This window comes from Pseudomonas sp. GW821-FHT09H03 (assembly GCF_059415945.1).
On sequence record NZ_JBWKOF010000009.1, the window covers coordinates 88,458 to 100,310 of the forward strand.

At 61.1% G+C, this 11,853-nt stretch carries 12 protein-coding genes; 7 read left to right on the forward strand and 5 right to left on the reverse strand.

Annotation, left to right across the window (positions count from 1 at the left end):
- Nucleotides 1–237: 237 nt before the first annotated feature.
- The 4 genes from AC07OG_RS14750 to AC07OG_RS14765 all read left to right on the forward strand — a co-directional run bounded on the left by AC07OG_RS14750 (nucleotide 238) and on the right by AC07OG_RS14765 (nucleotide 4,672).
- Nucleotides 238–2,148 carry a sigma-54-dependent Fis family transcriptional regulator gene (locus AC07OG_RS14750; protein ID WP_495067358.1) on the forward strand — a complete coding sequence of 637 codons (1,911 nt, stop codon included), beginning with the start codon at nucleotides 238–240 and terminating at the stop codon, nucleotides 2,146–2,148.
- Between the two features lie 268 nt (nucleotides 2,149–2,416).
- Entirely contained in the window at nucleotides 2,417–3,766 is a 1,350-nt protein-coding gene (gene mpl, locus AC07OG_RS14755; protein ID WP_495067359.1) for a UDP-N-acetylmuramate:L-alanyl-gamma-D-glutamyl-meso-diaminopimelate ligase, read from the forward strand.
- A complete protein-coding gene (gene ubiX, locus AC07OG_RS14760; protein ID WP_218425424.1) occupies nucleotides 3,763–4,395 on the forward strand; it encodes a flavin prenyltransferase UbiX in 633 nt (210 codons plus the stop codon). Before mpl ends, ubiX begins: the two co-directional genes overlap by 4 nt.
- A complete protein-coding gene (locus AC07OG_RS14765; RefSeq protein WP_060543248.1) occupies nucleotides 4,388–4,672 on the forward strand; it encodes a YceK/YidQ family lipoprotein in 285 nt (94 codons plus the stop codon). The genes ubiX and AC07OG_RS14765 overlap by 8 nt, the downstream gene beginning before the upstream one ends.
- Nucleotides 4,673–4,817: 145 nt before the next feature.
- On the opposite strand, the gene AC07OG_RS14770 is transcribed toward AC07OG_RS14765, so the two are convergent.
- The 3 genes from AC07OG_RS14770 to AC07OG_RS14780 all read right to left on the reverse strand — a co-directional run bounded on the left by AC07OG_RS14770 (nucleotide 4,818) and on the right by AC07OG_RS14780 (nucleotide 7,775).
- A complete protein-coding gene (locus tag AC07OG_RS14770) occupies nucleotides 4,818–5,459 on the reverse strand; it encodes an oxidoreductase (RefSeq protein ID WP_495067360.1) in 642 nt (213 codons plus the stop codon).
- Nucleotides 5,460–5,486: 27 nt separating this feature from the next.
- Entirely contained in the window at nucleotides 5,487–7,205 is a 1,719-nt protein-coding gene (locus AC07OG_RS14775) for a C13 family peptidase (RefSeq protein WP_495067361.1), read from the reverse strand.
- Nucleotides 7,206–7,319: 114 nt separating this feature from the next.
- On the reverse strand, nucleotides 7,320–7,775 hold the full coding sequence (locus AC07OG_RS14780; protein ID WP_060543251.1) for a MaoC family dehydratase: 456 nt from the start codon (nucleotides 7,773–7,775) through the stop codon (nucleotides 7,320–7,322).
- Nucleotides 7,776–7,969: 194 nt separating this feature from the next.
- Between AC07OG_RS14780 and AC07OG_RS14785 the strand changes: the two genes are divergently transcribed.
- Genes AC07OG_RS14785 through AC07OG_RS14795 form a run of 3 tightly spaced genes read left to right on the forward strand, consistent with a single transcriptional unit; the run spans nucleotide 7,970 to nucleotide 9,647 of the window.
- Nucleotides 7,970–8,332 (forward strand): CidA/LrgA family protein, encoded by a 363-nt coding sequence (locus AC07OG_RS14785; RefSeq protein ID WP_495067362.1) that lies wholly within the window; start codon nucleotides 7,970–7,972, stop codon nucleotides 8,330–8,332.
- Nucleotides 8,329–9,045, forward strand: a complete 717-nt coding sequence (locus AC07OG_RS14790; RefSeq protein WP_495067363.1) for an LrgB family protein — start codon at nucleotides 8,329–8,331, stop codon at nucleotides 9,043–9,045. Before AC07OG_RS14785 ends, AC07OG_RS14790 begins: the two co-directional genes overlap by 4 nt.
- Before the next feature lie 11 nt (nucleotides 9,046–9,056).
- Nucleotides 9,057–9,647, forward strand: coding sequence for an LON peptidase substrate-binding domain-containing protein (locus AC07OG_RS14795; protein WP_060543254.1), 591 nt, complete (start codon nucleotides 9,057–9,059; stop codon nucleotides 9,645–9,647).
- Between the two features lie 9 nt (nucleotides 9,648–9,656).
- On the opposite strand, the gene AC07OG_RS14800 is transcribed toward AC07OG_RS14795, so the two are convergent.
- Together AC07OG_RS14800 and AC07OG_RS14805 are read right to left on the reverse strand one after the other, a co-directional pair.
- Nucleotides 9,657–10,976, reverse strand: coding sequence for a bifunctional DedA family/phosphatase PAP2 family protein (locus tag AC07OG_RS14800; RefSeq protein ID WP_060543255.1), 1,320 nt, complete (start codon nucleotides 10,974–10,976; stop codon nucleotides 9,657–9,659).
- 141 nt (nucleotides 10,977–11,117) lie between these two features.
- Nucleotides 11,118–11,813, reverse strand: coding sequence for a DNA-3-methyladenine glycosylase (locus tag AC07OG_RS14805; protein WP_218425422.1), 696 nt, complete (start codon nucleotides 11,811–11,813; stop codon nucleotides 11,118–11,120).
- Nucleotides 11,814–11,853 lie beyond the last annotated feature (40 nt).

Below are 11,853 nucleotides of genomic sequence, written 5' to 3' on the forward strand. Positions count from 1 at the left end.
ATAAGCGTAGAGCAAAGGCCGGGCCAGCGCCCTGCAGCTCAGGCAAATCAAGGCTTTGCGCGGTTTTTGTCGGACGGGCGGAGGACCGCTGTGACGCTTTCGGTACAAGCTGGGTGACACTTTGTACCGTTGCTGGTACAGCGAGTGACTGACCAGTCTCGCCAGCATTGCAAAGCCCGCCCGGCTGGAGGATGCTCGGACGTGCGCGTCGCCGAGGACCGGGGAGAACAATAAGAAATGCACGACAACCACTTGAGTCGCCATGCCCAGCAAGTACTGACCGTGACCCAGGGCAAAGCCCACCTGCAAGGTCCTGGCAGCGATCCATCCATCGCCCGGTCCTGGCTGCGTTGCCTTGAGGACTATCACCTCGACCCGGCCCAGACCATGGCGCCGACAGTGCTGGAGCACGGCCGCGTCCTCGAAAGTCGCGAGCGCTTGCAGCAAGTGCTGCACATCGCCGGCAACGAGATGACCAGCCTGCACCAGCAACTCTCGGGCGCTGGCCACGCAGTGTTGCTGACCGACGCACGCGGCGTGATCCTCAACTGCGTCACCGCCCCCGCCGAGCGCAGGATTTTCGAGCGCGCCGGGCTATGGCTCGGCGCCGACTGGAGCGAAGCCTGCGAAGGTACCAACGGCATCGGCACCTGCCTGGTGGAGCGGCAATCGCTGACCATCCATCAGGACGAACATTTTCGCGGTCGGCACACCGGGCTGACCTGCTCGGCCAGCCCGGTGTTCGATCCCCATGGCGAACTGCTGGCGGTACTCGACGTGTCTTCGGCGCGACGCGATGTCTCCCGGCAGAGTCAGTTTCACACCATGGCCTTGGTCAATCTGTCGGCGAAGATGATCGAGAGCTGCTATTTCCTGCGCTGCTTCGATAACCAATGGCTGCTGCGTTTTCATTTACAGGCCGAGTCTGTCGGGCTGTTCAGCGAAGGCTTGCTGGCGTTTGACGGGGAAGGGCGGATCTGCGCGGTCAACCAGAGTGCGCTGAACCTGTTGGGGCATATTCGTGGCGGTTTATTGGGCAAGCCGGTTGAGGCGTTCTTCGATTGTTCACTGGACGAACTGCTCGGCCGAGCGTGCGTGAACGCCAGCGGCAGTTGGCCGTTGCGCACCCGTGACGGGCGCTGCCTGTTCGCAGTGTTGCGCGGGCAAGCCCGCCGCGCGCCCATGCCGCTGGTGCCCGCGCCAGTGGTTGAAGAGCGTGCGCAAATTCCTGGCATCTGCCTGGGTGATGCGACGTTGCAGGCAGATTTTCGCAAGGCTCTGCGCGTGTACGAGCGAGACGTGCCGTTACTGGTCAACGGTGAAACCGGATCGGGCAAAGAAGCGTTCGCCAAAGCGATTCATCACGCCAGTCAACGCGCCGACAAAGCCTTCGTCGCCCTCAATTGTGCGGCGATTCCCGAGAGCCTGATTGAAAGCGAGTTGTTCGGTTATCGCGGTGGCAGCTTCACCGGTGCGCGCAAGGAAGGTATGCGCGGCAAGTTGCAACAGGCCGATGGTGGCACCTTGTTCCTCGATGAAATCGGCGATATGCCGCTGGCCCTGCAGACACGGTTGTTGCGAGTGCTGGAAGACCGGCAGGTCGTGCCGATCGGCGGCGAGCCGGAGTCGGTGAACGTGCGGATCATCAGCGCCACCCACCGTGACCTGCTGGGACGGGTGCAGGACGGTAGTTTTCGCGAAGACTTGTATTACCGCCTCAATGGGCTGGAAGTGGCATTGCCGGCATTGCGTGATCGCACGGACAAATCGCAACTGCTCGACTTCCTGCTGGCCGAAGAGGCCGCTGGGGACAGCGTGCTGATCGACGCGCCGGCGCGGGAAGCCTTGTTGAGTTTTGCCTGGCCTGGCAACGTGCGGCAGTTACGCAATGTGCTGCGAACGTTGGCGGCGTTGTGTGACAACGGGCGTATCGGGCTTGAGGATTTACCGGCGATGATTCGTCAGGCGCGGCCGCTGGCATTGCCGGTTGAGGGGGCGTCCGGGCATCCGCTGGAGGATGCTGAGCGGCTGGCCTTGCTCAATGCGCTGGAGCATACGCGCTGGCATATGACGCATACGGCGCAGCAGTTGGGGGTGAGCCGCAATACGTTGTATCGCAAGTTGCGTAAGCATGGGATTGCGCGGTAGACCTCAAAAGCGCCCTGACCCTCTCCTGGAGGGAGAGGGGACTGACCGAGTTGTCTGTCAATGATTTCGCGGCCTGATATTTCCAGGTGAGCCGAGAACATGAAACCAACCGAGATCAGCTCCCTTCCCCCTCTCCCCATTGGGGTGAGGGGATGGATCTCGAGCAAAACGCAAGACGCCAAAGCCACCATCCCTCGGTCCCCTCACCTAAAGAGTGCGATTTTCCCCTCCCTAAGCTAACCTGCGGCCATGTTTTACGAGGTCGACTATGCACATTCATATTCTGGGTATCTGCGGCACCTTCATGGGTTCGATGGCGGTTCTGGCCAAAGAGCTGGGCCATCACGTGACGGGCTCCGATGCCAACGTCTATCCGCCGATGAGCACTCAGCTGGAGGCCCAGGGCATTGAGCTGACCCAAGGCTACGACCCTGCGCAACTCGATCCGGCGCCGGACCTGGTGGTGATCGGCAACGCCATGTCGCGGGGCAATCCCGCCGTGGAATACGTACTGAACAAAGGCCTGCCTTACGTCTCGGGGCCGCAGTGGCTGGCCGATCACGTGCTGCAAGGGCGCTGGGTGCTGGCGGTTGCCGGTACCCATGGCAAGACCACCACCAGCAGCATGCTTGCCTGGGTGTTGGAGCACGCCGGCATGAGCCCGGGCTTTTTGATCGGTGGCGTACCGCAGAATTTCTCGGTGTCGGCCCGATTGGGCGGCACGCCGTTTTTCGTGATTGAAGCCGATGAGTACGACAGCGCGTTCTTCGACAAGCGCTCAAAGTTCGTACACTACCGTCCGCGCACGGCGATCCTGAACAACCTGGAATTCGACCACGCCGACATCTTCCCGGACCTGCCGGCCATCGAGCGCCAGTTCCATCATTTGGTGCGGACCATCCCGAGCGAAGGCCTGGTGATTCATCCGACCACTGAGCCGGCTTTGCAGCGCGTCATCGAGATGGGCTGCTGGACCCCGGTGCAAACCACCGGCGCTGGCGGCCAGTGGCAGGTCAAGCTGCTCAGCGAAGACGGTTCGAAGTTCGAAGTGATGTTCGAAGGCGTCGCCCAAGGTGTGGTCGAGTGGGACATGACCGGTCAGCACAACGTCGCCAACGCACTGGCCACGTTGGCGGCCGCGCGCCATGTCGGTGTGGTGCCGTCCATGGGTATCGCCGCATTGAGCGCGTTCAAGAGCGTGAAGCGGCGGATGGAAAAAGTCGCGGACGTGCGTGGCATTACCATCTATGACGACTTCGCTCACCACCCGACAGCCATCGCCACCACGCTGGACGGTCTGCGCAAACGCATCGGCGATGCTCCGTTGATTGCGATCATCGAACCACGTTCCAACTCCATGAAGCTCGGTGCTCACCGCGATGGCTTGCCGGAAAGCGTGGTCGATGCCGATCAGGTGATCTGGTACGCGCCGGCCAACCTCGGCTGGGATCTGGCGGGCACCGCTGCGTTGTGCACCGTACCGTCGATTGTCAGTGATTCCCTGGAAGGCATCATCGAGCGTGTGAAGAGCCAGGCTCAACCCGGCACTCACGTGGTGATCATGAGCAACGGCGGCTTTGGCGGCCTGCACGGCAAACTCGCCGAGGCGCTCAAATGAACAACGGTCCGGACCGCATCACTCTGGCGATGACCGGCGCTTCGGGCGCCCAGTATGGTCTGCGCCTGCTCGACTGCCTGGTGCGGGAAGATCGAGAAGTGCACTTCCTGATCTCCAAGGCCGCGCAATTGGTGATGGCCACGGAAACCGACGTTACGCTGCCGGCCAAGCCGCAGATGATGCAAGCCTTCCTCACCGAATACACCGGTGCTGCCGCAGGGCAGATTCGCGTCTACGGCAAGGAAGACTGGATGTCGCCGGTGGCCTCGGGTTCCGGCTCGCCGTCGGCGATGGTGGTGGTTCCGTGCTCCACGGGCACCCTGTCTGCCATCGCCACGGGCGCTTGCAACAACCTGATCGAACGCGCCGCCGATGTGACGCTCAAGGAACGACGCCAGCTGATTCTGGTGCCTCGTGAGGCGCCGTATTCGAGCATTCATCTGGAGAACATGCTCAAGTTGTCGAACATGGGCGTGACGATCCTGCCTGCGTCGCCGGGCTTTTATCATCAACCGCAAACCATTGATGATCTGATCGATTTCGTCGTGGCGCGGATTCTCAACCTGTTGAACATTCCTCAGGACATGCTGCCGCGCTGGGGCGAGCATCATCTGACCAGTGATGAATAAGCTGCTGGCGATTGTGCTGGCGCTGCAACTGGCTGGTTGCGCCACGGCACGCACCCTCGACGCGGCCAAGCCGGGGGCGCCGGTGGTGTACTCGGGGACTCGTCTGGATTGGTATGCGATCCAAGGCGGTTGTTGCGCCATGGACCGATTCGGTGCCGAAGCACCGAGTTATCCCGGCGTCGACCTGCCGGCCAGTGCGTTGCTCGACACGCTGCTGTTGCCGTTGTCATTGCTGACCGTGCTTGGAGTAGGTTTTCAGGCGACCGGGGGATTGTAGGAGGAAGCGCTTTTGTGGCGAGGGGGCTTGCCCCCGTAGGGCTGCGAAGCAGCCCCCAACAAGGTCATCTCCGTTTTACAGATACACCACACGCACAGGATTTGCGCGCAGCCGTACGGGGGCAAGCCCCCTCGCCACAGGTCCGCTATTTACCTAATTTGCGTAGTTCATCGGATTCAATAACCCGCACGCCATCCTGTTCTTCCAGGGCCAGGCGCCACATCGCGCGGGCCAGTTGGCAGGCTTCGATGCCATGGTATTTACCGGGGATCAGCCGTGACAGCGGGCCGGCGAGTTTTTCGCCCAGGCGCGGTTCGGTGCGTTCGCCCAGCAGCAACGAAGGGCGGCAGATGGTCAGCTGCGGCCAGTCCTGCGCGCGCAATGCCAGTTCCATCTCACCTTTGACCCGATTGTAGAAAATCGACGATTTCGGATCAGCCCCCAAGGCGCTGATCACGATCAGGTGTCGTGCGCCCATTTCCCGGGCGCGTTTGGCAAACGCCACCACCATGTCCAGATCCACCGCGCGAAATGCCTGTTCGGAGCCCGCCTGTTTGATGGTGGTACCCAGGCAGCAATAGGCGATATCGACGCGCCCGTTCAACTGCGGCAGAAACACAATGGGGTCGCCGATAGGGTTTTCCAGGTGCGGGTGCGTGGCCAATGGCCGGCGAGAAGGCGCCAGCACGCGGGTGATCGTTGGTTCGTTCAGCAAGCGATCCAGCAAGTGTTCACCGGTCAAGCCGGTGGCTCCGGCAAGCAGCACGTGTTGAGGCGTCAAGTACATAGTGTTTCTCCCTTGATACTGTTCAGCTTAGTTGCTGTTTGTATCCTTGCTGTCGTTAGAGACACTTTGTAATGCCTTTCGTGCCTGTTGCTTGCGTAACAACTGCCAGTGCGAGAGGACGGTTTTCGGTGCCCAGAGCTGCGGCTCGGAGGCCTCGAAACCGTCCGCCAGTTCACGCTCGGCGACGGTAGCCTTGGCCAGCTTGAAGGCTTGCTCCAGATCATCGGTCTGGTTCAGGGCCTGGGCAAACAGGGCGTCGCCAAAGTAGGTGAAGTTGGCTTCTTCCGAGCAACCGAAGGACACCCGATCAGCCCGGGACGCCGTGATGATCAGCGTGCGTTCATCCTTGAGGGCGGGGATGAAACCGCCGGAGTAGCAGGCGGAAATCACGATGACCTTGTCACGGTTTTTCAGCGGGGCCAGGACGGCAGCCATTTCGTCGGCCGGCAGATCCGCCAGCTCCATGCGTGGTTGTTCGAGTACCAGTTCGTGTTCGGCGGTGCCGTGGCTGGTCAGGTAGATGAAAACCAGATCCTCCGGGCCACTGCGTTCGGCCAGCGTCACAGCGGCGCGGCGCAGGTTTTCCCGGGTGGCCATCGGGCGGTCGCCGAGGTGGTCGCGATGGTTCACCAGGCGGATCTGGCCATAGGCGCCGAAGCGCGAGGTGAGCATGTTGGCGACGAAATCAGACTCGCGCAGGAACACGCTCTGCTTGCCGTCACCACCCAGGGTCAGCGAATAGAGTTCCACTGCCGGGGTCGAGGCCGGCACGCTGGCCAGTGCTTCTTCGAGCAGGCGTCCCTGGGCCAGCAGGCCGAGTTCCAGTGTGTCAGGCAGCAATTTGCCGTCGGCGTCCCGCACGCGCTGGCCGTTGATCCAGGTGCCGCTCATGACGGTGCCGTCGGTCAGTACCAGGGTGCCGCGACCCTGATAGCTGTCGTTGTCGAACTGCCCGGTGTAGAAGCTGCCGTCGGCCAGGTTCAAGCGACCCTGGCCGGTAAATCGCCAGTCGTTGAAATGGCCGATGTAATGGCTGCCGTCGGCACCGATCAGCTCACCCTTGCCATTGAGCGAACCTTCCTTGAACTGACCCAGCCAGACGTCGCCGTCGGCGTTCTCGTAGCGTCCCTTGCCGTGCAGTTGATTGTTCTTGAAGCCGCCGACATAGATGTCGCCATCGGCGCTGTTGAATGTACCGTTACCTTCCAGCTGACCGTCGACGAAATGCCCGGTGAATTGATTGCCGCTGCTGTCGCCACGCTGGCCTTCGCCGTTGGGTTTGCCGCGGGTGAACTGGCCCTCATAACTACTGCCGTCTTCGAGTTCGAGGCGACCGAGACCGGAGTACTGATCGGCCTTGAATTCGCCGCGGTAGGTCATGCCGTTTTCTTTGAGGGTGCCTTCACCGTCGCGCCGCCCGGACTTGAATCCGCCGCTGTAACTGCTGGCGCTGGTGGTCAGGCTGCCCTGGCCGTCGAACAGGCCCTGATTGAATTGCCCGCGATAAACCTCGCCGTTACTGCCGTGCCATTCGCCCCGGCCATGCCACTGGCCCTTGTCGAATTCGCCGGCGTACCAGCTGCCGTTCGGATAGTCGATGCGGCCCTGGCCTTGCAGCATTCCATTGACCAGTTCGCCGCGATAGCGTCCGCCGTCCGGCAGGCGGGCATCGGGAGGCAATGGCGATTCGCCGTCCCCGCAAGCGGTGAGCATCAGGGTCAAGGCAAGGAGTGCAAGTGGGCGCATAGCGGGTTCCGGGCAATTAGGCGACCGAGTATGCCGCAGCCATGTGCCCATATATAGGGCCGGGAGCAGGGAGAGGGCGCGAAACAGCGTGAGCTGTTTCGCATCCGGGACGTTTTACACGAAGCAAAGCGACAGAGGTTCGGCGACGTATGCAGGTTTGTCCGAGCCTTCGATTTCCAGGGTGGCGGTAGCCTTGAGTAGCCACTGGCCGGGTTTTTTCTCGATGACTTCGGTCAGCTCGACCTTGAGCCGCACCTTCGAATTGACCTTGACCGGTTGAATGAAGCGCACGCTGTCCAGGCCGTAATTGATCACCATCTTCAAGCCTTCAGGCATGACGAGGATGTCTTCCATCAGTTTCGGAATCAGCGACAGCGACAGGAAGCCGTGGGCAATGGTGCAGCCAAACGGCGTTTGAGCAGCTTTGACCGGGTCGACGTGGATGAACTGAAAATCCCCTGTGGCTTCGGCGAACAGGTTGATGCGCTCCTGATCGATGGTGAGCCATTCGGAACTTCCAAGTTCCTTGCCGATATAGTCATTTAGCTCCGCAACTGGAACATAGGGCATTGAGACACTCCTTGGATTCTTCACTTTTATAATTGTTGAGGGGGGATTTCGACCTCCCGGCTTACTGCCTTAGATCAACATGGCAAAAGGCCCCGGTCAACTGCCGATGCGTTTGGCGAATGCCGATCCATAGCGCAGGCGTGCTTATAATGCGTGTGCCAATGCGGGTGATGGATTTTTGCGGGAGATCAACGATGTTGTTACGGGGCCTGACATGGCTGGTGCTGTTCCAATTGCTCGGCACGGCGATCAATCATTTGTTTTTGCCGGTGCTACCGGGTCCGATTGTCGGTCTGCTGTTGCTGCTGGTGTACCTCATCAGTCGAGGCCAGGTCGGTGAGTCGTTGAACCTGGCAGCCGGCAGCCTGCTGCGCTATCTGCCATTGCTGCTGGTACCGCCGGCGGTGGGTGTGATGGTTTACGCCAAGGACATTGCCGCCGACTTCTGGGCCATCGTCGGTGCGCTGGTTCTGTCGCTGCTGCTGTCCATGGCCTTTGCCGGTGTGCTGATGCAACGCATGGTCAAGCGTCATACGCACCCTGAGGACGGCCAATGATCCTGGACTGGCAGGGCGCCTGGACGTCGGTAATTCATCATCCACTGTTCGGCATCGGCATTACCCTTGGCGCCTATCAACTGGTGTTGGCAGCCTACGAAAAAACCCGCTGGATCTTTTTGCAGCCTGTGCTGCTCTCCATGTTGTTGGTGATCGGCGTGCTGGTGAGTTGTGGCCTGACATACGCCGAGTACCGCAAGAGCACCGAAATTCTCAGCATCCTGCTTGGCCCGGCCACTGTCGCGCTGGCGGTACCGCTGTACCTCAACCTGCGACGGATTCGGCAGTTGTTCTGGCCGATATTTACTACGCTGGTGATAGGCGGCGTGGTGGCCACCGCAATGGGCGTACTGCTCGGCTGGTGGTTCGGGGCCGAACACATGATCCTGATGACCATGGCACCAAAGTCCGTGACCTCGCCAATCGCCATGCTGGTGGCCGAGCAGATCGGTGGCGTCGCGGCGCTGGCGGCTGTGTTTGTGCTGATAACCGGTGTGATCGGCGCGATCTTCGGCCCGAGCCTGTTGACCCGGCTCGGCGTGCACAGTCCCGAAGCCCGGGGCATGGCCCTGGGTATGACCGCCCACGCCGTGGGCACCTCGGTGGCGTTGCAGGAAAGTGAAGAGTGCGGTGCCTTCGCCGCGCTGGCGATGAGTCTGATGGGCGTGGCCACGGCGGTGTTGCTGCCGCTGGCGGTATCGATGGTGGTGTAAAGGAAATGTCTATGAGTCTGCCGCTTTTTCCACTGAACACGGTGCTATTTCCGGGCTGCATCCTCGACTTGCAGATTTTCGAGGCGCGCTACCTGGACATGATCGGCCGCTGCATGAAGCAGGGCGGCGGCTTTGGCGTGGTATGCATCCTTGATGGCGAGGAAGTTGGCCTTGCTCCCGAGGGGTATGCGCTGGTGGGCTGTGAAGCGCTGATCACCGATTTCAAGCAGCAGGATAATGGCCTGTTGGGCATTCGCGTGCAGGGCGCGCGGCGCTTCAATGTGCTGCGCAGCGAAGTCCAGCGCGATCAATTGACCGTCGCCGAGGTCGAGTGGCTGGAAGACGAGCCGGAGCAACCGTTGCAGGACGAGGACGCCGACCTGGTCGCCTTGCTCAAGGCCCTGGCGGAGCACCCTATGGTCGAGGCCCTGAACATGGGTACTGAAGCGACTGGTCAGCAATCGCTGGCCAATCAGTTGGCCTACCTGTTGCCGTTTGCCGAAGTGGACAAGATTGATCTGCTGCAACTCGATGATCCGCAGCAGCGACTGGATGCCATTCAGGCGCTGCTGGATGAATTGCAGGGTGAGTTGTTTGCCTGACAGGCCTGGTTACTGATAGGCATACCGCAACAGCGTATGGGGCAAATGCCGCAATACGAAGAACCCGAACAGCGCTACCAGTGCCGGCAGCACCAGCCACCAGACTCTGGTTGGCATAGCGGTAAGCGGCGCCTGGCGCTGGGTCAACCAGAGGCTGGCCGCGCAGATACAAGCCGCCAGCATCGCACCAGCCAAGACATCCGTCGGCCAGTGAACGCCGAGGTAGACCCGGGAAAGGGCGATCGCCAGTGCCGGCAAGCAAGCCACCAGCAACCAGGTCAGGCGCATCCGTGGTGGTTGTCCGCGACCCGCCAGTACGGCCAGGGTCAGGAATAGAGCGAACGCTCCCGATGCATGGCCACTGGGCATGCTGTAACTGGTCAGCGGATCGCTGAGCACTTCCGGGCGCACGCGGGCGAAGAAAAACTTGGTCCCGGTATTGGCCAGCGATGTGCAGAGCAGGGTGGCGCAGGCGAAAATCGCATGCCGCCACTGCCGGGTAATAAGCAGCAGCGCTACCAGCAACCCACTGAACATCAGCATGTAGTGGAACTCGCCGATCAAGGTGAAAACCACGGCCACTTCATCCAGCGCCGGGCTGCGGTGTTCCTGCACCAGGGTCATCACCCCCTGATCAAGGGCGCTGAGGTGCGGATAGCCGATAAACAGACCGGCAAGGATCAGCAAACTCATGCCGGCAATGAACAGCGTGGCTCGGCGGTGTTGGCGCAGGCTGCTGGTTGCACTGATCCCGACCATGGCCGCAATGCTGGCGGCAACGACCCCGGCCTGCAGCCAGAAACCCTCGGGCAATGGCAGGCGAATCGCCGCGCCGGTAGCCCAGCCAGGCATCAGATAAGCCACTGACCAACCCGCGCCGGCCAGCAGGCTGACGGCGAAGAATCGTGGAAAGGGCATATCGCACATGCCGGCGACCATCGGCAGCATTGGCCGCAGGGGCCCGATGAAGCGCCCGACCAACAGGCTGGCTATGCCGTAGCGCTGGAAATAGGCTTCGGCACCCGCGATCCATTCCGGGTGGTGGCGCAAGCCAGGCAGGCGCCGGATGTTCTGATGGAAGTGGCGCCCGAGGAAATACGAAACCACATCGCCCAGCACGCCGGCGAGAAAGCCCAGCAGCAAGGTTTCACTCAGTGACAGCGCACCGCTGCCGGCCAGCACCGCCACGGCGAACAGCAAAACCGTGCCGGGCACGATCAGCCCGGCAATCGCCAGGCATTCGACAAAGGCCACGATGAACACTGCCGCCGCCAGCCATTGCGGGTTGACCGCCAACCATCCGGTCACGCTATCGAGCCATGGGCCCATATTCAAAACTCCAGTTTATAAGTGCCTCCCCCTGTAGGAGCGAGCTTGCTCGCGATGATCGTGAACGATGACGCGCACTGCCTGCAAAAAAGCGTCGCCTTCAGATTCATCGCGAGCAGGCTCGCTCCTACAGGGGGATGTTCATAGCAGTATGTAGTCGTGACCTTCGATTTGCCCGCGACGCAGCGGGTTGCGCGTACAGTAGGGCGCATACGCTGCGTCGACGAAGCGGTACATCAAATGTTCGTCACGCCCGTGGGGAATGCCCAGGCGCGTGGTCTGAATAATGTGCGTCGGTACCGGCCCGACATCTTCCACCAGCAGAACTTCATGGTCAAAACGCTTGGCATCCCACACCGGTACTTTCAGTCCCAGGGCCTTGCACAGCAATGTCTGCCCGGAGCAGAGCTTTTGCGAAGGGCGAGGACGGCCCTGGGTATCGGGGTTGTTCAGCATCATTTGCGCCAGGCTGGCCGGCCCGCTGATCTCATCGACCCACGGATAAGCCGATTTGATCAGCACCGCGTTGCCGGGCCCCTGGGCGCTGAAGTTCAGCGAATCGCCGCCACGGGCGTAGTACATATAGATGTGGCCGCCATCCAGAAATAAAGCCTTACGCTTTTCCGTGTAGCCAAGTGAGGCGTGACTGCCTTTCTCGCTGCAGTAATAAGCTTCGGTTTCGATGATTCGAGCGCTGAGCCACAGGTCGCCGATCCGGTGGCGGATGACCTTGCCCAATAATTCCCGGGCCAGGACCTGGGCGTCCCGATCGAAAAAGGCGTCTCCAAGTGCCTTGGGCTGGGTCATTGCGTTCGCGCGAACAGTCAGATCGGACATGATAAGCGGCGTAATAAGGGCTGAATGAGTCGTGATGATA